Origin of the sequence: Enterobacter cloacae complex sp. 6730903 (assembly GCF_048283985.1) — a bacterium.
Lineage (GTDB): Bacteria > Pseudomonadota > Gammaproteobacteria > Enterobacterales > Enterobacteriaceae > Enterobacter > Enterobacter hormaechei_C.
In genome coordinates this window covers 90,132-116,290 of the sequence record NZ_JBLVXX010000007.1, presented here as the reverse complement: position 1 = coordinate 116,290, position 26,159 = coordinate 90,132, and the positions used below count along the sequence as shown (strand labels likewise).

General features: G+C 56.3%; 23 protein-coding genes. 6 read left to right on the top strand and 17 right to left on the bottom strand.

All coding sequences use genetic code 11. From position 1 onward, the window contains the following. The first annotated feature begins 173 nt into the window (after positions 1 to 173). The 3 genes from ppdD to hofC are packed head-to-tail and all read left to right on the top strand — an operon-like array spanning position 174 to position 3,177. Positions 174 to 611, top strand: coding sequence for a prepilin peptidase-dependent pilin (ppdD, locus tag ACNQ0W_RS05625; RefSeq protein ID WP_017383774.1), 438 nt, complete (start codon positions 174 to 176; stop codon positions 609 to 611). Positions 612 to 623: 12 nt separating this feature from the next. Next, positions 624 to 2,003, top strand: coding sequence for a type II secretion system protein GspE (gene gspE / locus ACNQ0W_RS05620; RefSeq protein WP_047051308.1), 1,380 nt, complete (start codon positions 624 to 626; stop codon positions 2,001 to 2,003). Beyond that, entirely contained in the window at positions 1,993 to 3,177 is a 1,185-nt protein-coding gene (gene hofC, locus ACNQ0W_RS05615; protein ID WP_062932354.1) for a protein transport protein HofC, read from the top strand. The genes gspE and hofC overlap by 11 nt, the downstream gene beginning before the upstream one ends. A 33-nt stretch (positions 3,178 to 3,210) precedes the next feature. Here the strand turns inward: hofC and ACNQ0W_RS05610 are convergent, their stop codons facing one another. After that, positions 3,211 to 4,254, bottom strand: a complete 1,044-nt coding sequence (locus ACNQ0W_RS05610) for a GMP reductase (protein ID WP_062932355.1) — start codon at positions 4,252 to 4,254, stop codon at positions 3,211 to 3,213. A gap of 228 nt (positions 4,255 to 4,482) precedes the next feature. Here ACNQ0W_RS05610 and coaE point away from each other — a divergent pair, with 228 nt between their 5' ends. Genes coaE through yacG form a run of 3 tightly spaced genes read left to right on the top strand, consistent with a single transcriptional unit; the run spans position 4,483 to position 6,050 of the window. Further along, on the top strand, positions 4,483 to 5,103 hold the full coding sequence (coaE, locus tag ACNQ0W_RS05605) for a dephospho-CoA kinase (protein WP_017694512.1): 621 nt from the start codon (positions 4,483 to 4,485) through the stop codon (positions 5,101 to 5,103). Next, a complete protein-coding gene (gene zapD, locus ACNQ0W_RS05600) occupies positions 5,103 to 5,846 on the top strand; it encodes a cell division protein ZapD (RefSeq protein ID WP_015572676.1) in 744 nt (247 codons plus the stop codon). Before coaE ends, zapD begins: the two co-directional genes overlap by 1 nt. A 9-nt stretch (positions 5,847 to 5,855) precedes the next feature. Beyond that, positions 5,856 to 6,050, top strand: coding sequence for a DNA gyrase inhibitor YacG (gene yacG, locus ACNQ0W_RS05595; protein WP_003856332.1), 195 nt, complete (start codon positions 5,856 to 5,858; stop codon positions 6,048 to 6,050). A 34-nt stretch (positions 6,051 to 6,084) separates the two neighbouring features. Here yacG and mutT read toward each other — a convergent pair whose 3' ends face one another. The 16 genes from mutT to ftsI all read right to left on the bottom strand — a co-directional run bounded on the left by mutT (position 6,085) and on the right by ftsI (position 26,157). Next, the gene (gene mutT, locus ACNQ0W_RS05590; RefSeq protein WP_062932496.1) at positions 6,085 to 6,477 is read right to left on the bottom strand and encodes an 8-oxo-dGTP diphosphatase MutT; all 393 of its coding nucleotides are present in this window, start codon (positions 6,475 to 6,477) and stop codon (positions 6,085 to 6,087) included. A gap of 57 nt (positions 6,478 to 6,534) precedes the next feature. Then, entirely contained in the window at positions 6,535 to 9,240 is a 2,706-nt protein-coding gene (secA, locus tag ACNQ0W_RS05585; protein WP_015572673.1) for a preprotein translocase subunit SecA, read from the bottom strand. 58 nt (positions 9,241 to 9,298) lie between these two features. Beyond that, positions 9,299 to 9,802, bottom strand: coding sequence for a secA translation cis-regulator SecM (gene secM, locus ACNQ0W_RS05580; RefSeq protein WP_047051373.1), 504 nt, complete (start codon positions 9,800 to 9,802; stop codon positions 9,299 to 9,301). 280 nt (positions 9,803 to 10,082) lie between these two features. Then, positions 10,083 to 11,000 carry a UDP-3-O-acyl-N-acetylglucosamine deacetylase gene (gene lpxC, locus ACNQ0W_RS05575; RefSeq protein WP_003856337.1) on the bottom strand — a complete coding sequence of 306 codons (918 nt, stop codon included), beginning with the start codon at positions 10,998 to 11,000 and terminating at the stop codon, positions 10,083 to 10,085. Positions 11,001 to 11,101: 101 nt separating this feature from the next. Continuing rightward, positions 11,102 to 12,253: a cell division protein FtsZ gene (gene ftsZ / locus ACNQ0W_RS05570; RefSeq protein WP_062932356.1), complete on the bottom strand. Its 1,152-nt coding sequence runs from the start codon at positions 12,251 to 12,253 to the stop codon at positions 11,102 to 11,104. A gap of 63 nt (positions 12,254 to 12,316) precedes the next feature. Next, a complete protein-coding gene (ftsA, locus tag ACNQ0W_RS05565; RefSeq protein ID WP_003856340.1) occupies positions 12,317 to 13,573 on the bottom strand; it encodes a cell division protein FtsA in 1,257 nt (418 codons plus the stop codon). Beyond that, a complete protein-coding gene (ftsQ, locus tag ACNQ0W_RS05560; protein ID WP_047051312.1) occupies positions 13,570 to 14,412 on the bottom strand; it encodes a cell division protein FtsQ in 843 nt (280 codons plus the stop codon). Before ftsQ ends, ftsA begins: the two co-directional genes overlap by 4 nt. Position 14,413: 1 nt before the next feature. Then, entirely contained in the window at positions 14,414 to 15,334 is a 921-nt protein-coding gene (locus tag ACNQ0W_RS05555; RefSeq protein WP_062932358.1) for a D-alanine--D-alanine ligase, read from the bottom strand. After that, entirely contained in the window at positions 15,327 to 16,802 is a 1,476-nt protein-coding gene (murC, locus tag ACNQ0W_RS05550) for a UDP-N-acetylmuramate--L-alanine ligase (RefSeq protein WP_003856345.1), read from the bottom strand. Before murC ends, ACNQ0W_RS05555 begins: the two co-directional genes overlap by 8 nt. 59 nt (positions 16,803 to 16,861) lie before the next feature. Further along, entirely contained in the window at positions 16,862 to 17,926 is a 1,065-nt protein-coding gene (gene murG, locus ACNQ0W_RS05545) for an undecaprenyldiphospho-muramoylpentapeptide beta-N-acetylglucosaminyltransferase (protein WP_062932359.1), read from the bottom strand. Next, entirely contained in the window at positions 17,923 to 19,167 is a 1,245-nt protein-coding gene (ftsW, locus tag ACNQ0W_RS05540; RefSeq protein WP_003856348.1) for a cell division protein FtsW, read from the bottom strand. Before ftsW ends, murG begins: the two co-directional genes overlap by 4 nt. Beyond that, positions 19,167 to 20,483, bottom strand: a complete 1,317-nt coding sequence (murD, locus tag ACNQ0W_RS05535; RefSeq protein WP_062932360.1) for a UDP-N-acetylmuramoyl-L-alanine--D-glutamate ligase — start codon at positions 20,481 to 20,483, stop codon at positions 19,167 to 19,169. Before murD ends, ftsW begins: the two co-directional genes overlap by 1 nt. A 2-nt stretch (positions 20,484 to 20,485) precedes the next feature. Next, complete coding sequence (mraY, locus tag ACNQ0W_RS05530; protein WP_003856353.1) at positions 20,486 to 21,568, bottom strand: phospho-N-acetylmuramoyl-pentapeptide-transferase; 1,083 nt, start codon at positions 21,566 to 21,568, stop codon at positions 20,486 to 20,488. Further along, entirely contained in the window at positions 21,562 to 22,920 is a 1,359-nt protein-coding gene (murF, locus tag ACNQ0W_RS05525) for a UDP-N-acetylmuramoyl-tripeptide--D-alanyl-D-alanine ligase (RefSeq protein WP_062932361.1), read from the bottom strand. Before murF ends, mraY begins: the two co-directional genes overlap by 7 nt. Then, positions 22,917 to 24,404, bottom strand: coding sequence for a UDP-N-acetylmuramoyl-L-alanyl-D-glutamate--2,6-diaminopimelate ligase (murE, locus tag ACNQ0W_RS05520; protein ID WP_062932362.1), 1,488 nt, complete (start codon positions 24,402 to 24,404; stop codon positions 22,917 to 22,919). The genes murF and murE overlap by 4 nt, the downstream gene beginning before the upstream one ends. Further along, a complete protein-coding gene (ftsI, locus tag ACNQ0W_RS05515) occupies positions 24,391 to 26,157 on the bottom strand; it encodes a peptidoglycan glycosyltransferase FtsI (RefSeq protein ID WP_003856361.1) in 1,767 nt (588 codons plus the stop codon). Before ftsI ends, murE begins: the two co-directional genes overlap by 14 nt. Between the last annotated feature and the right edge of the window lie 2 nt (positions 26,158 to 26,159).

Genomic DNA, 26,159 nt, shown 5'->3' with positions numbered 1-26,159 from the left:
TTATCCTCCCCTCTCCGCCCGGAGAGGGGAAATACGAAACCGCTCGCAATTACGCTGTCCTTCTCTGCAACACTGAATCATTTCCCTGAAAGCCCCTTCACGTTCACGCTTTTGCCCCTCGTTTCTGCGCGCAGTCACTGCCACAGTAGCGCCACTTAACGTAAGGAGCAGACATGAACAGACAACAAGGATTTACCCTGATTGAGCTAATGGTGGTCATTGGCATTATTGCCATCCTAAGCGCGATTGGCGTCCCGGCCTATCAGAACTACCTGCGAAAAGCGGCGCTCACCGATATGCTGCAAACGTTCATCCCCTACCGCACCGCCATTGAGCTTTGCGCCCTGGATCGTGGTGGTGTGGATCGCTGCGACGCAGGCACCAATGGCATCCCCTCCCCGACAACCACACGTTACGTTTCAGCGATGAGCGTGGCGAAGGGGGTCGTATCGTTGACAGGGCAGGAAAGCCTTAACGGACTTGAAGTGCTCATGACACCGATCTGGAGCGACGGTAACGGAATGACGGGCTGGACGCGTGACTGCAAAATTGCGTCCGACACGGCGCTCAGACAAGCCTGTGAAGATGTTTTCCGCTTCGATAACAACTGACAGGAGTGGACAATGAATACTGAACAGCTTATGACGCTCTGTCAGCGCCATCACGCACTGCTACTCGCAAGCGACACCGACATGATCAGCATTGCGGTAGTGGGTAATCCTGCCTCTGAGCTGATGGAAGCGTTACGCTTCGCTACGCAGAAACGTATTGATATTGAGTGCTGGACGGCCGAACGGATGGAAAAACGGCTTCAGTCCCTCTCATCATCACACCTGCCGGGCATAGCGCCAAACTCAGCCGCTGACGTGCTCAGTACAACGTTGCAGCAGGCAGTGAACCAGCGGGCTTCTGATATCCATATTGAACCGACGGAGCACGGCTACCAAATCCGTTTGCGAATCGACGGTGTTCTCTACCCGCAACCGCCGATTTCCACCGCCCTCGGAACGACGCTTGCCGCACGCCTGAAGGTGCTGGGCCAGCTGGATATTGCGGAGCGCCGCCTGCCGCAGGACGGTCAGTTTACGGTGGAGCTGGCAAGCGTCCCCGTCTCTTTTCGTATCGCAACCCTTCCCTGTAGCGGTGGAGAAAAAATCGTGCTTCGTCTGCTTCACCAGGTACAGCAGGCGCTGGAGCTTGAACAGCTGGGGATGAGCGCAGACCAGCAGGCCCGTTTTGCCGCGGCGCTTAACAGCCCTCAGGGGTTGATTCTGGTCACCGGCCCGACCGGTAGCGGGAAAACGGTGACGCTGTACAGCGCGTTACAGGCGCGAAATACCCCTGACGTCAATATTTGCAGCGTGGAAGATCCCGTTGAAATCCCGCTTGCTGGCTTAAACCAGACGCAGATTAATCCGCGCGCGGGGCTGACCTTCCAGAGCGTGCTGCGTGCCCTGCTCAGGCAGGATCCTGACATCATTATGGTGGGTGAAATTCGTGACGGCGAAACGGCAGAAATTGCCATTAAGGCGGCGCAAACCGGGCATCTGGTGCTGTCCACCCTGCATACTAATTCGACGACTGAAACGCTGGTGCGGTTGCAACAGATGGGCGTCGCGCGCTGGATGATCTCGTCGGCGCTCTCGATGGTGATTGCCCAGCGGCTGGTGCGCCGTTTATGCCCGTACTGCCGACAGGAAGCCAGCCGCCACACCGAATTACCCCGCACGCTGTGGCCCCGGCCGCTTCCTCGCTGGCAACCCACCGGCTGCGATCGCTGCTACCACGGTTTTTATGGTCGCGTAGCCATTTTTGAAGTGCTCGTCATCGACGACACGCTGCGGCAGGCCATCGCCAGCGGAGCAAGCACGGAGGTGATTGGGTCCAGCGCTCGTCAGGCGGGAATGACCTCTTTGTTTGAGCATGGCTGCATGGCCGTAGAGCAAGGGCTGACTACGCTCGAAGAGCTGTTGCGCGTCCTGGGAATGCCCGATGGCTGTTAATTCGCTCTGGCGCTGGCGTGCCCTGACCACCGAGGGGGAGGTGCAAACCGGCACCCTCTGGGCCATCGACCGTAACGCAGCTTACACGGCTCTGGTGCTTAAACAGCTGCACCCGCTGGCGCTGAAACGCTGCCAGCAGCGCCACCGATGGCAGGTGCAGCACTGCTACGATATTTTTCGCCAGCTCGCCACGCTGCTACAGGCCGGACTCACGCTGTCCCAAAGCCTGCACATGCTGGCGGAACAGCATCCTTTGCAGCACTGGCAGGCCCTGCTGCACAGTCTTGCTGATGACCTGAGCGAAGGTTGCGCCCTGTCAGAGGCCATGAAGAAATGGCCAGAGGTGTTTAGCCCCCTTTATGTCTCAATGGTGAAGACGGGTGAGCTGACGGGTAAGCTCGAAGCCTGCTGCCGTCAGCTTGCGCAGCAACAAAAATCCCAGCAGCAGCTCAGTGCGAAGGTGAAGAAAGCGCTGCGCTATCCGCTGATCATCCTGACGCTGGCCGTTTTCGTGGTGCTGGCGATGGTCACGCTGGTTTTGCCTGAGTTTGCTGCAATCTACAAAACGTTCAACACCCCGCTCCCTTTGCTCACGCAGGCAGTCATGGGGCTGGCGGCCCTGGTTCAGGCGCATATCCTCACCCTTTTGACCCTGCTCGTGGCAATGGTTGTCATCGCCTGTAAGCTGCGGCGGCATCCACGCTGGCAGTATGTCTTGTTACACGTACCGGTGATGGGCACGCTGACGCGCGGGCAAAAACTGGGGCAGATTTTTACCGTGCTGTCATTAACCCAGCAGGCCGGAATTGCCTTTTTACAAGGACTGGAGAGTGTGGAGGAGACCGTTGAGAGGGGCTACTGGCAGGAGAAAATCCGTGAGATACGCAGCGATATCAAACAGGGGACGCCCGTGTGGTCCTCCTTCCAGAAGGCCTCTGTTTTTACGCCACTGTGTATTCAGCTCATTCGCACCGGAGAAGTGTCGGGTTCACTGGATGTGATGCTGATGAATCTGGCCCGCCACCATACGGAACAGACATTTCAGCAGGCAGACAATCTGGCGGCGCTTCTTGAGCCTTTGCTACTGGTCGTGACGGGACTGATTATCGGCACGCTGGTGGTGGCAATGTATCTGCCGATTTTCCATCTGGGAGATGCAATGAGCGCGGGGTAATGCTGGCGCACGGGCGCGCGCCAGCTGTAGCCGTCAGAGGCTATTGAATACGCGGTTTTCCTGCTCCTGAACGCGGATAAACGTCGTGCGTTTCGTCAGCTCTTTCAGGCGGTAAGCACCAACGTAGGTGCAGGCAGAACGCAGACCGCCGAGGATATCGCGCGCGGTGTTTTCGACCGGACCACGCAGTGGCAGCTTAACGGTTTTGCCTTCCGCCGCACGGTATTTTGCGACACCACCCACGTGACGGGTCATCGCAGATTCAGAGCTCATTCCGTAGAACAGCATGAATTTCTCGCCGTTCTCTTCCACCACGGTACCGCCGCTCTCTTCGTGGCCTGCCAGCATGCCGCCGAGCATCACGAAGTCCGCGCCGCCGCCGAAGGCTTTCGCGACATCACCTGGCATAGTGCAGCCACCGTCGCTGATGATCTGGCCGCCCAGACCGTGTGCAGCGTCAGCGCATTCAATTACCGCAGACAGCTGCGGATAACCCACACCGGTTTTCACGCGCGTGGTGCAAACGGACCCCGGGCCAATGCCCACTTTCACAATGTCGGCCCCGGAGAGGATCAGCTCTTCACACATTTCACCGGTCACCACGTTGCCCGCGATGATGGTTTTGGTTGGCCAGGCCTCACGTGCCTTGCTGACGAACTGAACGAAATGCTCGGAATAACCATTTGCCACGTCAATGCAGACAAAATTCAGCGCCGGATTGGCGTTCAGGATCTGTTTGGTTTTCTCGAAATCTGCATCAGACGTACCGGTCGAGACCATCACATGCTTCACCACGTCGGCCGAGGCGGAGGCGACAAACGCATCCCACTCTTCAGCGCTGTAGTGTTTGTGTACCGCAGTAAGGATGTCGAATTGCGCCAGTGCGGTCGCCATCTCGAAGGTCCCGACGGTGTCCATGTTGGCCGCGATAATCGGCACGCCAGACCACGTCTGACCGGAATGCTTAAAGGTGAATTGACGTTCGAGTTCAACGTCTGAGCGACTTTTCAGTGTAGAGCGTTTAGGGCGGATAAGAACGTCTTTGAAACCTAACTTCAGATCTTCTTCGATACGCATGTGCGGATTCCTGGGGTTAGAGGCAAATATATTAAAAGCACAACTCCAGTGACGCTATCATACGCACTAATACCTGCTCCGCAAGACTGCGAAATTCTCTTTTTTTACGCTACAATCCTATAAATTTACCTGGTAAAAAGCGGGTAAAGAGAGCTAAACATTGGCTGTTGTAAGTTTGAATTTTAAGCAACTGATTTTAAAACTGAATAATTCCCAGGATCTGATTTAATGGGGTATATCGTCGCATTAACCGGCGGCATCGGTAGTGGTAAAAGCACCGTTGCGCACGCGTTTGCTCGTCTCGGCATCACGATTATCGACGCCGATATCATTGCCCGTCAGGTGGTAGAACCCAATACACCCGCCTTAAACGCCATCGAAGCGCATTTTGGTCGCCGTGTGATACAGGCTGACGGCACCCTGAATCGTCGGCAACTGCGTGAGTGCATATTTTCTGATTCTTCGGAAAAAGCCTGGCTTAATGCCCTGCTCCACCCCATTATCCACCAGGAAACTCAGCGTCAGATTGCCGCAGCCCGCTCGCCCTATGTGTTGTGGGTGGTCCCGTTACTGGTGGAAAATCAGCTTCAGCATAAAGCAGACAGAACGCTGGTGATTGACGTTTCCCGCGAAACGCAAATCCAGAGAACCATGGCGCGTGACCATGTTTCACGCGAGCATGCTGAACAAATTCTTGCCGCACAGGCCACGCGCGAAGCGCGCCTCGCCGTTGCGGATGATGTTATTGATAATAACGGCGCACCAGATGCCATTGCATCGGATGTTGCTCGTCTGCACGCGCAGTATCTGACCTTCGCCGCGCAGGCCGTTGCACAGGAAAAACCATAATGTCGACTCATATCCTTTTTGAGCACCCGCTTAACGAAAAAATGCGTACCTGGCTACGCATAGAATTTCTTATTCAACAGCTTTCACAACATCTGCCTGTCAACGATCACGCCACCGCGCTGCATTTTTTCCGCAACGTGGGCGATCTGCTTGATGTGATTGAACGCGGCGACGTCCGCACTGAGCTGTTGAAAGAGCTGGAGCGCCAGCAACGAAAATTACAGGCCTGGGCCGAAGTACCGGGCGTGGATCAAAGTCGAATTGACGCTTTACGCCAGCAGCTGAAAAACAGCAGCACGACCCTGATGGCCGCGCCGCGCGTTGGCCAGTTTTTACGAGAGGATCGTCTGATTGCGCTGGTGCGCCAGCGCCTGAGCATACCGGGCGGATGCTGTAGCTTTGACCTGCCGACGCTGCATATGTGGCTGCACATGCCGCAGGAACAGCGCGATCGCCAGGTGAACAGCTGGCTGGGCAGCCTGGAGCCGATGAATCAGACGTTATCGCTGATCCTCGATCTTGTGCGTAACTCGGCCCCGTTCCGCAAACAAACCAGTCTCAACGGTTTCTATCAGGATAACGGCGACGACGCCGATCTTCTGCGCCTGAACCTGTCTCTTGGCGAGCAGCTTTACCCGCAAATTTCCGGACATAAAAGCCGTTTCGCGATCCGCTTTATGCCGCTGGACAGTGAACATGGCACCGTGCCGGAACGCCTCGATTTTGAACTGGCCTGTTGTTAAGGAGTGCCAATGTCTGACGTAACCACCGTAAACTGCCCAACCTGTGGGAAAACTGTCGTCTGGGGAGAAGTGAGTCCATTTCGCCCATTCTGCTGCAAGCGCTGTCAGCTTATAGACCTGGGCGAATGGGCGGCGGAAGAGAAACGCATTCCGAGCGAAGGCGATCTCTCGGATAGCGATGACTGGAGCGAAAACCAGCAGTAACGTTCAAAGCCTGCTGGCGCTTCGCTTAGCAGGCCTACGGTTGTGCGACCAGCCGGAGGATCACAGGCTCATTGGCAGGCGGGAATTTTTCCGCATCGCTGGCCTGAAGCTCAATCCAGTTACCCGGCTGCCCCTCTTTTCCCCACGGCTCACCTTCCCAGCTTTCCACCAGCCAGAACCACAGCGTTATATGACGATCCGGAAACTGGTACTCCAGCTTATCGAACAGCGTTGCGCCAATCGGGGTGATCCCCACCTCTTCCTGAAGCTCACGCACCAGCGCCTGTTCCGGCGTTTCACCTGATTCGATTTTCCCGCCGGGGAATTCCCATTTGTTGGCCATATGCGCATCGGCGGCACGTTGGGTTATAAAGATCTGGTTTTGCGGGTTGCGAATGATCCCGACAGCAATTTGCAGTGTTTTCATCATGTCACTTCCATAAAAAAGGCGCAGATATCTGCGCCTTTTCAGTTTGTTATGTTCTTAGCTCAGGCGGCCGTGGCACGCCTTGTATTTTTTGCCGGAACCGCATGGGCACGGATCGTTACGACCGACTTTACGATCGCCCGTCTGCGCTGCGATTGCCGCTGCGGCTTCGCTTTCATCGGTCTGATGGCTCAGCTGCTGCATCTGTGCCAGACGCTCAGCTTCTTCACGACGCTGCTGCTCCATCGCTTCCACTTCTTCCGGCATACGCACCTGAACTTTGCTCAGGGTGCTGATGACTTCATACTTCAGCGACTCCAGCATGGCAGCAAACATGGAGAAGGATTCACGCTTGTACTCCTGCTTCGGATCTTTCTGCGCATAACCACGCAGGTGGATACCCTGACGCAGGTAGTCCATTGCCGCCAGGTGCTCTTTCCACAGGGAGTCCAGGGTCTGCAACATTACGCCTTTTTCGAAGTGACGCATCATCTCTGCGCCAACCACTTCTTCCTTACGCTTGTAGACGTCCAGCGCAGTTTCGTAGATACGCTCGCGCAGGGTCTCTTCGTGCAGCTCAGGCTCTTTGTCCAGCCACTCTTTGATTGGCAGTTCGAGATCGAAGTCGTTTTTCAGACGTTCCTGCAAACCTTCGATATCCCACATCTCTTCCAGAGACTGCGGTGGAATGTGCGCGTCGATAGTGGCCTTGAACACATCTTCGCGAATGCTGTTGATGGTTTCGCTCACGTCGGACACGTCCAGCAGTTCGTTACGCTGGGTGTAGATCGCACGACGCTGGTCGTTGGCAACGTCATCATATTCCAGCAGCTGCTTACGAATATCAAAGTTGCGGCTTTCCACTTTACGCTGGGCGTTGGCAATCGCTTTGGTAACCCACGGGTGCTCGATCGCTTCGCCAGGTTTCATGCCCAGTTTACGCATCATGCCGGACACACGGTCAGAGGCGAAAATACGCATCAGCGCATCTTCCATAGACAGATAGAAGCGGGAAGAACCGGCATCACCCTGACGACCTGCACGACCGCGCAGCTGGTTATCGATACGACGAGATTCATGACGCTCGGTACCAATGATGTGCAGACCACCGGATGCCAGCACCGCGTCGTGACGCACCTGCCAGTCGGCTTTGATCTGCGCGATTTGCTCTGGGGTTGGGTTTTCCAGCTCTGCCACTTCGGCCTGCCAGCTACCGCCGAGCATAATATCGGTACCACGACCCGCCATGTTGGTGGCGATGGTTACGGCAGCCGGGTAACCCGCCTGCGCAACGATATCTGCTTCTTTAGCGTGGAACTTGGCGTTCAGAACGTTGTGTTTGATGCCTGCTTTGGTCAGCTCGTTAGATACCACTTCGGATTTCTCGATGGAGATGGTCCCCACCAGTACCGGCTGGCCCTTCGCGGTACGTTCGCGAATATCTTCAATGATCGCCTGAATTTTTTCCGCTTCGGTCATGTATACCAGGTCCGGCATATCCTTACGGATCATCGGACGGTTGGTAGGTACTACCACGGTATCCAGCTTATAGATGGAGCTGAACTCAAACGCTTCGGTATCGGCGGTACCGGTCATCCCTGCCAGCTTCTCGTACAGACGGAAGTAGTTCTGGAAGGTGATGGATGCCAGCGTCTGGTTTTCATTTTGAATATCCACGCCTTCTTTCGCTTCCACGGCCTGGTGCAGGCCATCGGACCAGCGACGCCCCTGCATGGTACGGCCGGTGTGTTCATCGACGATGATGACTTCGCCGTCTTTAACGATGTAGTCAACGTCGCGGGTGAACAGGGCGTGCGCGCGCAGTGCAGCCGTTACGTGGTGCATCAGCATGATGTTGCTCGGGGAGTACAGAGACTCGCCCTCTTCCATAATGCCTTCAGCCACCAGCAGCTCTTCGATTTTCACCAGGCCGCGTTCGGTCAGGTTGACCTGACGCGCTTTTTCATCCACGGAGAAGTGACCTTCACCCTGGAAGGTATCGGAGTCTTCTTTCTCCTGACGCAGCAGGTGAGGAATGATTTTGTCAACTTTACGGTACATCTCGGAGCTGTCTTCAGCCGGGCCGGAGATGATCAGCGGGGTACGCGCTTCATCGATCAGAATGGAGTCAACCTCATCCACCAGCGCATAGTGCAGCTTACGCTGCACACGCTCTTCCGGGCTGAACGCCATGTTGTCACGCAGGTAGTCGAAGCCGTATTCGTTGTTGGTGCCGTAGGTGATATCCGCGTTATACGCTTCACGCTTGGCAGGTGCCGGCAGGCCGGACATGTTAATGCCCACGGTCATGCCGAGGAATTCGAACAGCGGACGGTTGTTTTCGGCGTCGCGCTGCGCCAGATAGTCGTTGACGGTAACAACGTGAACGCCCTTACCCGTCAGCGCATTCAGGTAAGCCGGCAGCGTTGCAGTCAGGGTTTTACCTTCACCGGTACGCATTTCCGCGATGCAGCGCTCGTTGAGCACCATCCCGCCCAGCAGCTGCACGTCGAAGTGACGCATGCCGAACACGCGTTTACTGGCCTCACGTACAACGGCGAAGGCTTCCGGGATCAGGCTTTCTAAGGTTTCACCTTTCTCCAGACGCGCACGGAACTCCGCGGTTTTCGCTTTCAGCTCATCATCAGTGAGCTTTTCCATCGCCGGTTCCATACCGTTGATGACGTTCACAGCTTTGCGCATGCGGCGCAGGGTACGATCGTTACGACTACCAAAAACTTTGGTTAACAATTTGATTAGCATAATAAATTCTCAAACGCCCCAGTCGGGCAGATAAATTAAGGTATTGAAAAAGGTTAATTTAGCTGAGGCGTTGAGGCCCGGCACGGATGCCGTGAACCTGGCTAATCCATGTCGAAACAGAGAAGGATGCAGGGGAAACAAAATCCGTTTTCGCCGTCTGATTCACGGTCACTGGCGGCTGGTTGTCCTGCGTCAGCAGCGCATTAAGCGTATCGAGCAGGGCAAGATGCTGCGCCTGGACCGGCAGAGTTTCCTCCGCAACAGGCATCGTCTGCGGCGCCATCGCGAACGACAGATGGCGGATAACCGTGCGAATCGCGTGTTGCTGCCAGTAATCAACGGAGAAATTGGGACGACGGCTGGCTTCAAGCCATGCGAGATTAGTGAAGTTAACCCGCGTGGTGAGATCGTGTTTGGTCGTCGTGGAACGTGCTGGCGTGGCCGCGTCTGCGCTGTTGCTGAGCACAGGCAAGCCGAAACTCGCCGCGACCATCCCCAATAAGAGATGCGGCCAGAAGTAACGTCTGCCAAATTGTCGCCAGCGCGTCAGTATTCCGCTCACTTGCTCCACCACGTTCGCCCGCCAGTGCAGGCTGAGTTCAGTTATTCTTTTTTAGCGCCCAGATATTACCACTAAAGCCAATACACGACAGCAGGAATGACACCTTGCAGCAGGTAAAAACGGTCAATAATGCAGCGAACACACCGTTATTCGGCACCCGACACAAGCCAGGGGTGAGAGGGACAAATTAAAGAAGGGCAGAAATAAAAACGACTGGCTTCCCTGGTCGGAGAGAGTACCAGGTGAACCAGTCGCTTTTCTTACGAAACGGCTTTAACCGTTACGCCAGGACCATAGTCGGGGCTTTGAACGCCAGCGGCAGTTCAGCCTCGTCTTCGAAGGTCACATATTCCCAGGCTTCCTGTTTTGCCAGGACGGCCTGCAACAGTTTGTTATTCAGTGCATGACCGGATTTAAACGCGGTAAATGCACCAATGATGTTGTGACCACACATGAAGAGGTCGCCGATCGCGTCCAGCATTTTGTGACGAACAAATTCATCTTCAAAACGCAGGCCGTCTTCGTTCAGTACGCGATAATCGTCAACAACGATGGCACAATCGAAGCTGCCGCCCAGGCACAGGCCGCGGGATTGCAGATATTCGATATCACGCATAAAGCCGAAGGTACGTGCTCGGCTGATCTGACGCATGAACGCATCCGCAGAGAAGTTCATCGCATAGCGCTGGGTGCTGGAGTCAATCGCCGGATGGTTAAAATCGATGGTGAAGTCCAACGAGAAACCATTGTACGGTTTGAATTCAGCCCATTTGTCGCCATCTTCGACGCGAACGGTCTCTTTAATGCGAACAAATTTCTTCGCGCAGTTCAGTTCTTCGATGCCGGCATCCAGCAACAAATAAACGAACGGAGCAGCACTCCCGTCCATGATCGGGATTTCTGGCGCATCGACTTCAACCATAATGTTGTCGATACCCAGACCGGCCAAGGCGGCGTTCAGGTGCTCTACGGTAGAAATCCGCACGTCATGCTCGTTCACCAGACAAGTACAGAGCATAGTATCACGCACAGATTTGGCATCGGCCGGAAAATCTACCGGTGGATTCAAGTCGGTGCGACGATAGATGACCCCGGTATTGGCCGGCGCAGGGCGTAACGTCAGTGTGACTTTCTTGCCGGTATGTAAACCGACACCCGTCGCCTGAACGATACGTTTAAGTGTCCTTTGTTTGATCATCGTATAATCTCGCCAAATTAACTATCCAACCGAGAGTGTATATCACTAACGGTGGGCCAGTTTAGCACAAAGAGCGCAAATCCCCAAATTCCAGCCAATTCTTAGTCAGCTTGCTTACGCAGGAACGCCGGGATATCCAGATAATCTGGCTCTTTTGCCGTTTGTGGAGTCGAGTCGTTCACCACTTTCGCAGCGGGTTTTTGCTCCTGAGTCAGAGGCGCCATACCGTGCTGCTGGTAACGATCCATCACCGGCTGCTGAGTCTGTTTGTTGGTTACCAGGGTGATCTCAGGACGCTTGTCCATACCGATACCGGTGGCCACAACGGTCACACGCAGTTCGTCGTTCATTTCCGGGTCAAGGGACGTACCGATAACGACGGTCGCGTTGTCAGAGGCGAATGCACGGATGGTGTTACCCACGGTTTCGAACTCATCCAGACGCAGATCAAAGCCAGCGGTAATGTTGACCAGCACGCCGCGCGCGCCAGACAGATCGATATCTTCCAGCAGCGGAGAAGAGATCGCCATTTCAGCGGCTTCTTCCGCGCGGTCTTCACCGCTCGCCACGCCAGAGCCCATCATCGCGTAGCCCATCTCGGACATCACGGTGCGAACGTCTGCAAAGTCAACGTTCATCAGGCCAGGACGGGTAATCAGTTCAGCGATACCCTGAACCGCGCCTTTCAGCACGTCGTTTGCCGCGCCAAAAGCGTCCAGCAGAGAGATACCGCGACCCAGTACTTTCAGCAGCTTGTCGTTCGGGATGGTAATCAGAGAGTCCACGTGCTTGGACAGCTCGGTGATACCCTGCTCCGCGAAAGCCATACGCTTCTTACCTTCAAAGTTGAAGGGCTTGGTCACGACAGCAACGGTCAGAATACCTAAATCTTTAGCGACTTCCGCCACAACGGGTGCTGCACCGGTACCTGTACCGCCGCCCATACCCGCTGCGATGAAGACCATGTCTGCACCGTCCAGTGCAGCGCGCAGCGCTTCACGATCTTCTTCAGCCGCGTTGCGGCCCACTTCCGGGTTAGCCCCTGCTCCCAGACCTTTAGTGATGCCACCACCGATCTGAATCGTCTGGCCAACAGCCGTTTTACGCAGTGCCTGCGCATCGGTGTTCACCGCGAAGAATTCAACACCTTCGATGCGCTCGCGCACCATGTGCTCTACGGCGTTACCGCCGCCGCCACCGACGCCGATGACTTTAATCACCGCGTCGTTGGTTAATTCCATAGGTTCAAACATAATCTCTCTCTCCGTTGTGCCTGTCGCCCGAGACCGCTAATTCTCTCCGGTCTCTTAAAAAAATTAAAATTCTTTTCGCAGCCAGGTGTTAAGTCGTTTGACCCACGACCCCACCGAGACGCGTTTTTCCACTTCTGCCTCACCACTTAAATGGGACTCTTTCCCGTAGTGCAGCAGGCCCACCGCCGTTGAATAGTACGGCTCCTGAGCATAATCCGTTAAACCGGTGATATTCAGCGGCGCACCAATACGCACCTGCGTATGGAACACGCGCTGAGCGCAGGCCGCAAGACCTTCAATTTGCGCTGCCCCGCCGGTTAATACAATCCCCGCCGCGAGATGATGTTTCACACCCTGCTGGCGAAGCTGTTCCTGTAACTGCAAAATCTCTTCGTTGACCAGGTTAAGCAGCTCGGTATAACGCGGCTCAATTACCTCTGCCAGCGTCTGGCGTTGCAGGCTGCGCGGCGGTCGCCCGCCTACGCTCGGCACTTCAACGCTCTCGTCTTTGCCGACGATAGAGCCCAGCGCGCAACCATGGCGCACTTTAATCGCCTCTGCATCGCTCGGTGGCGTACCAAAGGCGTAAGCGATATCGCTGGTCACCACATTCCCGGCGTACGGGATTACTTTGGTGTGGCGTAACGCACCGCCGGTATAGACAGCCATGTCCATTGTACCACCACCAATATCGACCACACAGACGCCCAGTTCACGTTCGTCTTCGGTCAGCACGGAATAGCTCGCGGCAAGACCGGCGAAAATAAGTTGGTCAACTTTCAGGCCACAACGTTCAACGGCTTTTACAATGTTCTTCGCCATATCGTTGTGACATGTGATCAGGTGCACTTTTGCCTGCATACGCACGCCCGACAGGCCGACCGGATTCTTGATACCTTCCTGGTAGTCGATCGCGTATTCCTGCGGGATCACATGCAGCACACGGTGCTCGTCGCGAACACGCACGGATTTCGCCGTGTGGACAACGTTCTCAACGTCTTCCTGCGTCACCTCTTCTTCGGAAATCGGCACCATACCGATTTCATTCTGGCAGCTGATATGCTTACCAGAAAGGGCCAGATAGACAGAGGAAATCTGGCAATCTGCCATCAATTCAGCCTGGTCGATGGCGCGCTGAACGCATTTCACCACCGACTCAAGGTCGTTTACCCCACCTTTATCCATACCACGGGAGGGGCAGCTGCCCACGCCAATGATATTGACCATACCGTCGGGCAGAACTTCCCCTACCAAAGCGGCAACCTTCGCGGTGCCAATCTCCAGTCCTACTACCAATTTTCTGTCCGTCGACTTGATCATTGTTGTTCTGCCTGTACCTGTGCCTGATTTTGTTGCTGATTAGGTTCCTCGACCGGAGCCGGCTCCCAACCGACTGCTGCGCCTGAGTCATAGCGCAAATCAACGTAGCTTATCCGTTTGCCATCCGTCTGCGCCTGCTGCTGTAAAACCGGGTAAAGTTCTACAAAACGCGCCAGACGTTTCATTGTGTCGCCGCGGCCAAGATTGAGCTTAATGCCATTCGTTAAGGTCAACTGCCAGGAACGGCGCGCCGTCATCGCAGCATCTTTTAACGTAAAGCGATTCTTAGCCAGCACCTGCCCCATCTCACGAAAACCCTGCAATACTTCGTTTTCGCTGCCTTCCGGGCCATACAACATCGGTAAATTCTGCTTGTTGACACGATCGCTCGGGACGCTGAACGAATTTCCGTCTACGTCAACCATATGCTGATCATTCCAACGCGCAATCGGCACATATTCAACCAGATGAATCTTCAATTCATCAGGCCATTGCTTTCTGACACTCGCCTGTTTTATCCACGGCAGACGTTCAATCTGACTCTGAATAATGTTGACGTCCTGCGTCATAAAGGTGCCAGGCGACCCAAGCGCCAGAATCGACTGGCGAATGTCATCGTTACGCGTGTAGTGTCGCTCCCCGGTCACCACCAGCTTCGACAGCGGCAACCGCTGCGCGTCTTCCATCCAGCCCAGCACCATCCAGCCGCTGATAAACACGGTGCACAGCACCCCGAGCAGGAAGATGATCCCTGCAAGACGCGTTCCATTACTCCGGCGCGAAGAGGAATATTCTTCTTCGTCATCGCGGTTGCGCGTGTTCAATGCAGCCTGAGACATATCAGCCCGCCTGGTCCAGAATACGTACGACTAATTGCGAGAAGCTCATTCCCGCCTGACGCGCCGCCATCGGCACAAGACTATGGCTGGTCATACCCGGAGACGTGTTTGCTTCCAGCAGATAAAATTGCCCGTCACCGTCAAGCATCACGTCAATGCGTCCCCAGCCACGACATCCCAGAACATTCCAGGCTTTAAGCACCAGAGACTGTAATTCGGCTTCACGCTCTGCTTCAAGACCCGCTGGGCAGAAATATTGCGTCTCATCAGAGAGATACTTCGCCTCATAATCATAGAAGACTCCGGCGGGTTGGATGCGAATTGACGGTAAAATTTCTTCGCCAAGCATCGCGACGGTAAATTCCGGCCCGCTAAGCCATTTTTCAATCAGAACTTCTTCATCATGTTGAAATGCCAGTGCTAAAGCGTCAGCCAAATCTACAGCATTATCGACTTTGGACATTCCCACGCTCGACCCTTCACGGCTCGGCTTAACAATAACCGGTAAGCCCAGTGCCGCAATGCGTGTATTAACGCTGTCCGACAGGCCCAATTCATATTCACGACGCGTCAGTGCAACCCATGGCGCAACGGGCAGACCCGCCCCCTGCCACAGCAGTTTGCTGCGCAGTTTATCCATGGAGATGGCGGATGCCATCACGCCGCTGCCGGTGTATGGCATGCCGATCAGCTCCAGCAGCCCCTGCAACGTGCCGTCTTCACCGCCGCGACCGTGCAACGCGATAAAGGCTTTATCGAAGCCCATCGCTTTCAGCTGCGTGACGTCCACCTCTTTCGGATCAACCGGATGCGCGTCCACGCCGCCTTCACGCAGGCCTGCCAGCACGGCAGCGCCCGAATTCAGAGAAACCTCGCGTTCGGCGGAAGTGCCGCCAAACAGGACAGCAATCTTATCAGCCATGACGCTCGTCCTCCTGAGTTTGCGGCTTCAGTTTGATTTCAGCTAAGGTACGGGCGATTTTGCCGATATTTCCCGCGCCCTGAATCAGGATCAGATCGTTACCCGTCAGGACCGGGGCAAGCATCTCAGCTACCTGCGCCGGGTCGGGAACCAGAATAGGATCCACTTTACCGCGTCCACGGATGGTACGACATAAAGAACGACTGTCCGCACCCGGAATCGGCGTTTCACCCGCAGCATACACATCCAGCATCAGCAGGGTATCGACCTGCGAAAGGACGTTGGCAAAATCGTCATACAGATCGCGGGTACGCGTGTAACGGTGCGGCTGGAAAATCATGACCAGATTCTTTTCCGGCCAACCCGCGCGTGCCGCTTTAATGGTTGCGTCCACTTCCGTCGGATGGTGACCGTAGTCGTCCACCAGCATCGCTGACCCTGGCTTACCGTTTACCGGCTCCAGTGGGAATTCACCGAGGAAGTCGAAGCGACGACCCGTCCCCTGGAAGCTCTCCAGTGCGCGCAGGATCGCCTCATCGTCAATGCCTTCTTCTGTCGCTACAGCCACCGCCGCCGCCGCATTCAGGGCGTTGTGACGTCCCGGCGCGTTCAGGGTGACATGCAGCAGGTCTTTATCCTGACGCGCCAGGGTGAAATGCCCCTGCGCACCAATCTGCTTGTAATCTTCTACGCGTACATCCGCGTCTTCGCTGAAGCCGTAGGTCGTAATTTGACGCCCGACGCGCGGCAGCAGTTCGCGAATAACCGGATCGTCCACGCACATCACCGCACGGCCATAGAACGGCAGGTTGTGCAGGAAGTTAATAAAGGTCTGCTTTAAGTTCTCGAAGTCGCCCTGGTAAGTGTCCATATGGTCAGCTTCGATGTTGGTGACGATCGCCACCATCGGCTGTAGATGCAGGAACGACGCATCGCTCTCATCCGCTTCCGCAATCAGATAACGGCTGTGGCCCAGACGCGCATGCACGCCAGCGGCTTTCACCAGACCACCGTTAACGAACGTCGGGTCGAGACCCGCTTCCGCATAAATGCTGGAGACCATCGCTGTTGTGGTGGTTTTACCGTGCGTACCGGCCACCGCAATGCCGTGACGGAAACGCATCAGTTCCGCCAGCATTTCCGCGCGACGGATCACCGGAATGCGCGCCTCATGCGCCGCAACGATTTCCGGGTTATCTGCGGAGATAGCGCTGGACACCACAACCACGCTCGCATCGCTCACGTTTTCCGGGCGATGATTGAAATAGATAGTCGCCCCCAGCGACGCCAGCTGCTGCGTAACAGGGTTTGGCGCCAGGTCAGACCCGCTGATCTGATAGCCTTCGTTAGCTAACACTTCGGCAATACCGCCCATGCCAGCACCACCGATGCCGACAAAGTGAATGTGCCGGACGCGACGCATCTCGGGCACGATAGAACGCAGTTTTGCCAGTTGTTGTGTATTCATTCTCTAAACGCCATCGACTTCTTCAAAAAAATCGTGCAGCGCAACACGCGCTGCGAGAGTTATGCCTGGGCTGCCAGGCTCACTTCTTTTGCCACCCGTTCCGTTGCATCCGGGATAGCGGTCGCGCGTGCGCGTTGCGCCATCTCCAGTAATACATCCCGGTTCCAGCCCGCCAGGGTAGTGGCGACCGCATCAGCGGTAAATTGTGGCTGCTCAAAAATCTTCGCGGCCCCCGCTTTCTCAAGCGGCAGCGCATTCCAGTACTGCTGTCGGTCTTTGTGCTGGAACGGCACAAACAGCGCCGGCAAACCGGCGGCGGCGATTTCGCTCACCGTCAGCGCGCCCGAACGACAGACCACGACATCGGCCCAGGCATAGGCTGCGGCCATATCATCAATAAATTCAGTCACTTTATGCTGAGGCTGACCTTCCTGCGCGTAGGCCTGCTCAACGGTCTGCTGAGCGCCCTTCCCGCTCTGGTGCCAGATGGTCACCGAATCACCCAGTTTTGCCGCAACCTGCGGCATCGTCTGGTTTAAAATACGTGCGCCCTGGGAACCGCCGACGACCAGCACGCGCACCGGCCCTTCGCGACCCGCCAGACGCGTACCTGGCAGCGGCAGCGCCAGCACGTCCACACGTACCGGATTCCCTACGACATCCGCTTTCGGGAATGCCCCGGGGAAGGCCTGCATAACTTTGGTGGCGATTTTTGCCAGCCATTTGTTGGTCAACCCGGCAATACCGTTCTGCTCATGCAGAACAACGGGGATGCCCAGTGACCACGCCGCCAGTCCGCCAGGACCGGAAACGTAACCGCCCATGCCCAGAACGACGTCAGGCTTAAAACGCTTCATAATGGCGCGCGCCTGACGCCAGGCATTGAAAATGCGCACCGGCGCCAGCAGCAGCGCCTTGATCCCTTTGCCACGAAGGCCAGAAATACGAATAAAGTCGATCTCGATACCGTGTTTAGGTACCAGGTCGGCTTCCATGCGATCTGCGGTTCCCAGCCAGCGTACCTGCCAGCCCTGTTCCATTAAATGGTGCGCAACCGCCAGTCCCGGGAACACGTGTCCGCCGGTACCGCCTGCCATCACCATTAACCGCTTCGGTTGATTCATCGTGAACCTCGTGTAAACGCCTGAGCTTTCTCCAGACGCGTTTCATAATCTATGCGTAACAAAAACATGATGGCCGTCGACATGATCAACAGACTCGAACCACCATAACTGATCAACGGCAACGTCAGACCTTTGGTCGGCAGCATACCCGCTGCCGCCCCAACGTTTACCAGCGCCTGGAAGCTAAACCAGATACCAATTGAGCAGGCCAGGAAACCGGAGAAGCGGTGATCGATCTCCAGCGCTTTCCGGCCAATCGACATGGCGCGGAAAGCGACGAAGAATACCATTAATAGCGCCAATACCACACCGATATAACCCAGTTCTTCCCCAATAATGGAGAAGATGAAGTCGGTGTGCGCCTCCGGTAAATACTCCAGTTTTTGCACCGAGTTGCCCAGGCCTTGACCCCAGACTTCGCCGCGGCCAAACGCCATCAGCGACTGCGTCAGCTGGTAACCGCTGCCGAACGGATCTTCCCATGGGTTCCAGAACGAGGTCACACGGCGGATACGGTAGGGTTCGGCGAGGATCAGCAGCACCACCGCCGAAATCCCCATCCCGATGATGGCAATGAACTGCCACAGTTTTGCGCCCGCCAGGAACAGCATCGCCAGCGTAGTGACAAACAGTACGACTACCGTACCGAGGTCGGGCTGCGCCAGCAGCAGGATGGCGAGGACCAGAATCACGCCCATCGGTTTTAAGAAGCCGCGAAGGTTGTTACGAACTTCGTCAACTTTACGCACCAGGTAGTTAGCCAGGTAGCAGAACAACGACAGTTTGGTGAACTCCGCCGGCTGAATACGCAGTGGGCCAAAGGCAATCCAGCGTGATGCCCCGTTAACGGAGCTACCGACGACCAGCACGATCAACAGCATGATGATTGAGGCGATGAGCATGGCCGTACTGTGCCGCTGCCAGAACGACATCGGCAGGCGTAAGGTGATCAGCGCCAGGCAGAACGCGAGAATGATGTACAGCCCGTCACGCTTGGCAAACAGGAACGGGTCGTTTGCCAGACGCTGTCCGACAGGCATTGACGCCGAGGTGACCATAATAAAGCCGATCGCTGCCAGCCCCAGCGTGAGCCAGAACAGCGTGCGGTCGTACATGATCAGGCTGTCGGAATCTTTATCCCGTGAAGCCATCACCCAGCCTTTCAGCGCCGTAAACAGCCATACCAGGATACCAAATCCTGGCAGGCGCGGCATTTTCAGGCGAGGGAGAGATAAACGCATCAGCCTAACTCCTTCGCCAGGCGGGTAAAGACATCACCCCGCTGTTCGAAATTCTTGAATTGATCGAGGCTGGCACAGGCTGGCGAGAGCAGCACCATATCGCCGGGCTTCACGCGTGGGGCGATGAGGCGCATCGCCTGCTCCATGGTCTCGGTTTGTTCGGCGACCTCAGGACGCAACGCTGCCAGCTCGCTGCCATCGCGGCCAAAGCAATACAGGCGCACGTTATCACCGTTGAGGTACTGCTTCAGCGAGGAGAAGTCAGCCGATTTACCGTCGCCGCCCAGCAGCAGGTATAGCGTGCCATCAACGTGCAAACCGTTCAGTGCCGCCTCGGTGCTACCCACGTTGGTCGCTTTGGAATCGTTAATCCAGCGTACGCCGTTGTGCTCCAGCGCCAGCTGGAAGCGGTGCGCCAGGCCGGTAAAGGTGGTGAGCGCCTTCAGGCTTGAAGATCGCGGCAGGCCAACGGCATCCGCCAGCGCCAGCGCCGCCAGAGCATTGGTGTAGTTATGCTGGCCGGAGAGCATCATCTCTTTCACGTTCAGCACTTTCTCACCTTTCACGCGTAGCCAGGTTTCGCCCTGCTGACGATTAAGGTGATAGTCACCCATATTAATACCGAAGCTAATGCAGCGATCGTCTGCGCCGCGCACCGGCATGGTAAGTGCATCATCGGCATTTACTACGCAAACTTTGGCATTTTCATAAACGCGCAGTTTGGCCGCACGGTACTGCTGCAAGCCGAACGGGTATCTGTCCATATGATCTTCGGTGACGTTTAGGATCGTCGCCGCCGCCGCTTGCAGGCTTGAAGTGGTTTCCAGCTGGAAGCTGGAAAGCTCAAGGACGTACAGCTCACACCCTTTATCAAGCAGCATCAGAGCGGGCAGACCAATGTTACCGCCCACGCCGACATTTTTGCCCGCCGCCTTCGCCATTTCCCCCACCAGCGTGGTGACGGTGCTTTTACCGTTTGAACCGGTAATGGCGACGATCGGGGCCTGCGCCTCCCGGCAGAACAGTTCGATATCGCCGACAATCTCAACGCCTGCATCCGCGGCGGCGCTCAGGGAAGGATGCGCCAGCGCCATACCGGGGCTGGCAACAATCAGATCGGCGGCCAGCAGCCACTCATCATTCAGACCACCCAGGTGGCGTTCAACCTGCTCCGGCAGCTTGTCCAGACCCGGCGGAGAGACGCGCGTATCCATCACGCGCGGCGTCACGCCACGCGCAAGGAAAAAGTCCACGCAGGAGAGGCCGGTGAGGCCCAACCCGATGATAACGACTTTTTTGCCCTGGTAATCTGCCATGATTAACGTACCTTCAGCGTTGCCAGGCCAATCAGCACCAGCATCAGCGAAATAATCCAGAAGCGCACAATGACGCGCGGCTCCGGCCAGCCTTTCAGTTCATAGTGGTGGTGAATCGGTGCCATACGGAAGATGCGCTGACCGCGCAGCTTGAAGGAACCGACCTGCAAAATCACAGACAGCGTCTCAACCACAAACACACCGCCCATGATCACCAGCAGGAACTCCTGACGCAGCAGCACGGCGATAATGCCCAGCGCGCCGCCCAGCGCCAGTGAACCGACGTCGCCCATAAAGACCTGCGCCGGATAGGTGTTGAACCACAGGAAGCCCAGCCCCGCCCCGACAATCGCCGTACAGACGATCACCAGTTCACCCGCGTGTCGCAGGTACGGAATGTGCAGGTAGTTTGCAAAGTTCATGTTACCGGTTGCCCACGCCACCAGCGCGAAACCGCCCGCGACAAACACGGTTGGCATAATCGCCAGGCCATCCAGACCATCGGTCAGGTTGACGGCGTTGCCGGTGCCGACGATCACAAAGTAAGCCAGCAAAATGTAGAACAGCCCCAGTTGCGGCATCACGTCCTTGAAGAACGGCACCACCAGTTCGGTGGCCGGGGTGTCTTTTCCTGCCAGGTAAAGGGCGAAGGCCACCCCCAGCGCAATCACCGACATCCAGAAATACTTCCAGCGGGCGATCAACCCTTTAGTGTCTTTGCGCACGACTTTGCGGTAGTCATCAACAAAACCGATGATCCCGTAGCCAACCAGAACGGTCAGCACGCACCAGACGTAGGGGTTAGACGGATACGCCCACAGCAGAACGGACACCACAATCGCGGTCAGGATCATGATCCCGCCCATGGTCGGCGTACCGCGCTTGCTGAAGTGCGATTCCGGACCATCGTTGCGTACAACCTGGCCGAAAGAGAGTTTTTGCAGACGGGCAATCATGCGCGGGCCCATCCACAGCGAGATGAACAGCGCAGTCAGCAGGCTGACGATGGCGCGAAACGTCAGATAGGAAAAGACGTTAAAGCCTGAGTAATATTTGACCAAATGTTCGGCCAGCCAAACTAACATGTCCCGTTCTCCTGTAATGCGTGCACAACCTCTTCCATGGCGGCACTACGTGAACCTTTAACTAAAACAGTCACAATCTGTTTTTCTGTAATCAATGCCTTCAGGCGTTCGATCAGTGCAGATTTATCGGCAAAATGTTCGCCAACTTCACTGGCATCGGAAATAGCCTTGCTCAGCGTGCCTGCGCTCAACACGCGGTCAAGCCCGGCGGCTTTCGCCGCTTCACCCACCTGAACATGGCAGGCTTCGCTTTCATCACCCAGCTCAGCCATATCGCCCACAACCATCACGCGATAGCCCGGCATCTCAGACAAGACCTGCACCGCCGCCGTCATGGAGCCGACGTTAGCGTTGTAGGAGTCATCCAGCAGAAGTTTGTTTTCAGCCAGCTGGATCGGGAAAAGACGCCCCGGCACGGCTTTTAAATTTGCCAGACCTGCTTTGATCGCCGCGTGTGAGGCACCTACCGCCATTGAGAGCGCTGCCGCAGCAAGCGCATTGGCGATGTTATGTCGACCGGGCAGGGGCAGCAGCACCTCGATATTGCCCGTTGGGGTCGTGAGGGTGAACTCGGTGCCGTGTGACGTCACATGAATGTTGGTCGCCGAAAAATCACTGTTTGCCGCATTCGGTGAGAAGCGCCAGGTTTTGCGTGAACCAATGATGCTCTGCCAGTTCAGCCAGTCGTTGTTATCGGCGTTCATAATGGCGATGCCGTCATCCGGCAGGCCGGTATAAATTTCACCTTTCGCTTTCGCCACACCGGCCAGAGAACCAAAACCTTCAAGATGTGCCGCCGCCAGGTTATTCACCAGCGCCGCTTCCGGACGCGTCAGGCTCACGGTCCAGGCGATTTCGCCCTGATGGTTGGCCCCTAACTCAATCACCGCATATTCATGCTCGTGGGTCAGGCGCAGCAGCGTCATCGGCACACCGATGTCATTATTAAGGTTGCCCGCCGTATAAAGCGTGTTACCGCACTGGCTAAGGATCGCCGCCGTCATCTCTTTAACGGAGGTTTTGCCCGACGAGCCCGTCAGCGCTACGACGCGTGTTGGCACCTGCTGGCGAACCCATGCCGCCAGCTCGCCAAACGCCAGGCGCGTATCTTTCACCACAATCTGCGGCAAATCGATATCGAGCTTACGGCTGACCAGTAGCGCGCCCGCGCCGTTATCTTTAGCCTGTTGCGCAAAATCGTGGGCGTCAAAACGTTCACCCTTCAGCGCCACAAACAGGCAGCCCGCCGTCACCTTACGGGTGTCGGTGGTCACAGCCTCAATGGTCAGATCCTGACCATGCAGCATCCCCTGCAATACCGCAGCGGCCTGGCTTAACGTAATGCTAATCATGCCACCACTCCCAGCAGACGCGCTGCCGTCACGCGGTCGGAGTAATCCAGACGACGATTGCCGACGATCTGATAATCTTCATGACCTTTACCGGCCAGCAGAACCACATCGTTCTCCTGCGCCTGCATAATGGCGTTAGTCACGGCCTCCGCGCGGCCTTCGACTACGCGCGCACGACCCGCATCCAGCATGCCCGCCAGAATGTCATTGATAATGGCGCGCGGCTCTTCGGTACGCGGGTTGTCATCGGTTACCACGGGAATATCCGCGAACTGCTCAGCGATGGCGCCCATCAGCGGACGTTTGCCCTTGTCGCGATCGCCACCGCAGCCAAATACGCACCAGAGCTTGCCTGCGCAGTGCAGACGCGCCGCTTCCAGCGCTTTTTCCAGCGCATCCGGCGTGTGGGCGTAATCCACAACCACCGTCGGCTTGCCCGGCGCGCTGAACACTTCCATGCGGCCACAGACCGGTTGCAAACGCTCAGCCGTTTTCAGCAGATCCGCCATCGGGTAGCCCAGCGCCAGCAGCGTCGCCAGCGCCAGCAGCAGGTTACTGACGTTAAAGGCCCCCATCAGGCGGCTTTCAATCTCACCTTCGCCCCAGGTGGAAGCAAAGCGGATCGTCGCCCCGCTATCGTGGTAGTTCACCTCGACCGCCTTCAGCCAGCGGCCACGGCAGTTCGGATTAATGCGATCTTCCATCGACACCGCCACCGCATCCGGCAGTTTTTCCAGCCAGCGGCGACCGACTTCGTCGTCGGCGTTAATGATCGCCTGTCCGTGGTGGTGAGTGGAATAAAGCAGCCATTTCGCCGCTTCGTAGTGTTCCATATCTCCATGATAATCAAGGTGATCGCGGCTCAGGTTAGTAAAGACAGAGGCAGCAAATTTCAGGGCCGCCACGCGATGTTGTACCAGACCATGGGAAGAGACTTCCATCGCAGCGAAGGTCGCCCCCTGCTCAGCGAGGCCCGCCAGCACACGCTGCACGTCAACCGCCGAGCCTGTGGTGTTTTCCGTCGGGCTTACTTTGCCCAGAAGACCGTTCCCCACCGTGCCCATGACGGCACCGGTTTCGCCCAGCAGTTGCGCCCACTGCGCCATCAGCTGAGTGGTGGTGGTTTTTCCGTTGGTTCCTGTCACGCCAACCAGCTTTAACTGGTCGGAAGGTTCATTGTAAAAACGTCCTGCCAGCGCGGAGAGACGCTCATTCAGTTGGCTGAGATAGATGACCGGCACGCCGTGCATTTCACGGATCTCACCGTCTGTTGCCTCATCTTTAGCCTCAGCAATAATGGCAGCAACACCTTGCGCAATCGCCTGCGGGATATAACGACGCCCGTCCGCCTGATGACCCACCACTGCCACAAAAAGATCGCCAGCAGCCGCTACGCGGCTGTCCAGTACCATCTCTCGCAGTGCTCGCGCAGGTAGCATAGGCACCCACGGAGCAAGAAGGTCGCGCAAATTACGATCTGCCACCTGTTCCCTCGCCTTGATTAATTACAAATTCACTTTTTTCGCCCGTCGCCAGCGCATCCGGTTCAATGTTCATGGTGCGCAACACGCCGCCCATAATAGCCCCGAACACAGGCGCGGAGACGGCGCCGCCGTAGTATTTACCCGCCTGCGGATCGTTGATGACGACCACCAGTGCAAAACGCGGATTGCTTGCAGGCGCTACGCCTGCGGTATAGGCAATGTATTTGTTGATATAGCGGCCGTCCGGCCCCACTTTTTTCGCTGTACCGGTTTTAATGGCGATACGATAGCCCTTAATCGCGGCCTTCACGCCGCCACCGCCAGGTAACGCGACGCTTTCCATCATATGCACGACGGTCCGAACGATAGATTCCGGGAAAACGCGTTCCCCCGGAACCGGTGGATCAACTTTGGTGATCGACAGCGGGCGATAAATGCCATAGCTGCCAATCGTTGCGTAGACTCGCGCTAACTGTAACGGGGTTACCATTAGCCCGTAGCCGAAAGAGAAGGTGGCCCTCTCTATGTCAGACCACCGTTGTTTTTGAGGATATAAGCCACTGCGTTCTCCGACCAACCCCAAATTGGTCGCCTTTCCCAGCCCAAAACGTGAGTAAGTATCTACTAACGCTGAGGACGGCATCGCTAACGCCAGTTTTGACACACCGACGTTACTCGACTTCTGCAAGACCCCGGTCAGGGTCAGTTCGCTGTAACGTGCCACGTCTTTGATTTCGTGACCGTTAATTCGATAAGGGATCGTATTCAGAACGGTATTTTCGTTGACGATGCCTCGCTGTAGAGCCGTCATCACCACCATAGGTTTTACGGTTGAGCCGGGTTCAAACACATCGGTGATGGAGCGGTTACGCATTGCATCTTTTGCTGTACCGGCAAAATTATTCGGGTTGTATGAGGGGCTACTGGCCATCGCCAGCACTTCACCTGTTGCCACATCCACCAGCACGGCGCTGCCCGATTCCGCCTTGTTAAACGCGACGGCGTTGTTCAGCTCACGATAGACCAGCGCCTGCAAGCGCTCATCAATACTCAGGGCCAGGTTGTGCGCGGCCTGGCTGTCTGTCGAGGAAATGTCTTCAATAACGCGACCATAGCGGTCTTTACGCACGATTCGCTCGCCAGGCTGGCCGGTAAGCCACTTGTCGAAGCTTTTTTCAACGCCCTCAATCCCCTGGCTATCCACGTTGGTAAAACCAATCAGGTGCGCGGTGACTTCGCCCGAAGGATAGTAACGGCGGGATTCTTCCCGCAGATGAATGCCCGGCAGCTTCAGTTTCTTAATGTAGTCAGCCATGTCAGGATTCACCTGACGGGCAAGGTAGATGAAGCGCCCTTTCGGGTTGGCGTTAACGCGTGACGCCAGCTGATCCAGCGGCATTTTCAACGCGTCTGACAGCGCCTTCCAGCGGTTATCAAGGGTGATCCCGCCTGCGTCGTGTAACTCTTTCGGATCGGCCCAGATCGCCTTCACCGGCACGCTCACCGCCAGCGGACGGCCGGAACGATCGGTGATCATCCCACGAGAGGTGGAAACTTCCTGCACGCGCAGAGAACGCATATCACCCTGACGCACCAGCATGTCAGGCGCGATGATTTGCAGCCACGCCACGCGTCCCAGCAGGAAACCCAGCGCCAGTAAAATGCAGCCGCAAAGCAACGCAAAACGCCAACTGACAAAGTTGGCCTGTTCTTCCTGGCGTTTTGGTTTTAGCGTTTTTGCCGCTGCTTTCATGC

Bases quoted from the DNA above. Each gene is read 5' to 3' on its own strand.
- ppdD (WP_017383774.1), top strand. From the start codon at position 174: ATGAACAGACAACAAGGATTTACCCTGATTGAGCTAATGGTGGTCATT.
- gspE (WP_047051308.1), top strand. From the start codon at position 624: ATGAATACTGAACAGCTTATGACGCTCTGTCAGCGCCATCACGCACTG.
- hofC (WP_062932354.1), top strand. From the start codon at position 1,993: ATGGCTGTTAATTCGCTCTGGCGCTGGCGTGCCCTGACCACCGAGGGG.
- ACNQ0W_RS05610 (WP_062932355.1), bottom strand. From the start codon at position 4,254: ATGCGTATCGAAGAAGATCTGAAGTTAGGTTTCAAAGACGTTCTTATC.
- coaE (WP_017694512.1), top strand. From the start codon at position 4,483: ATGGGGTATATCGTCGCATTAACCGGCGGCATCGGTAGTGGTAAAAGC.
- zapD (WP_015572676.1), top strand. From the start codon at position 5,103: ATGTCGACTCATATCCTTTTTGAGCACCCGCTTAACGAAAAAATGCGT.
- yacG (WP_003856332.1), top strand. From the start codon at position 5,856: ATGTCTGACGTAACCACCGTAAACTGCCCAACCTGTGGGAAAACTGTC.
- mutT (WP_062932496.1), bottom strand. From the start codon at position 6,477: ATGAAAACACTGCAAATTGCTGTCGGGATCATTCGCAACCCGCAAAAC.
- secA (WP_015572673.1), bottom strand. From the start codon at position 9,240: ATGCTAATCAAATTGTTAACCAAAGTTTTTGGTAGTCGTAACGATCGT.
- lpxC (WP_003856337.1), bottom strand. From the start codon at position 11,000: ATGATCAAACAAAGGACACTTAAACGTATCGTTCAGGCGACGGGTGTC.
- ftsZ (WP_062932356.1), bottom strand. From the start codon at position 12,253: ATGTTTGAACCTATGGAATTAACCAACGACGCGGTGATTAAAGTCATC.
- ftsA (WP_003856340.1), bottom strand. From the start codon at position 13,573: ATGATCAAGTCGACGGACAGAAAATTGGTAGTAGGACTGGAGATTGGC.
- ftsQ (WP_047051312.1), bottom strand. From the start codon at position 14,412: ATGTCTCAGGCTGCATTGAACACGCGCAACCGCGATGACGAAGAAGAA.
- ACNQ0W_RS05555 (WP_062932358.1), bottom strand. From the start codon at position 15,334: ATGGCTGATAAGATTGCTGTCCTGTTTGGCGGCACTTCCGCCGAACGC.
- murC (WP_003856345.1), bottom strand. From the start codon at position 16,802: ATGAATACACAACAACTGGCAAAACTGCGTTCTATCGTGCCCGAGATG.
- murG (WP_062932359.1), bottom strand. From the start codon at position 17,926: ATGAATCAACCGAAGCGGTTAATGGTGATGGCAGGCGGTACCGGCGGA.
- ftsW (WP_003856348.1), bottom strand. From the start codon at position 19,167: ATGCGTTTATCTCTCCCTCGCCTGAAAATGCCGCGCCTGCCAGGATTT.
- murD (WP_062932360.1), bottom strand. From the start codon at position 20,483: ATGGCAGATTACCAGGGCAAAAAAGTCGTTATCATCGGGTTGGGCCTC.
- mraY (WP_003856353.1), bottom strand. From the start codon at position 21,568: ATGTTAGTTTGGCTGGCCGAACATTTGGTCAAATATTACTCAGGCTTT.
- murF (WP_062932361.1), bottom strand. From the start codon at position 22,920: ATGATTAGCATTACGTTAAGCCAGGCCGCTGCGGTATTGCAGGGGATG.
- ftsI (WP_003856361.1), bottom strand. From the start codon at position 26,157: ATGAAAGCAGCGGCAAAAACGCTAAAACCAAAACGCCAGGAAGAACAG.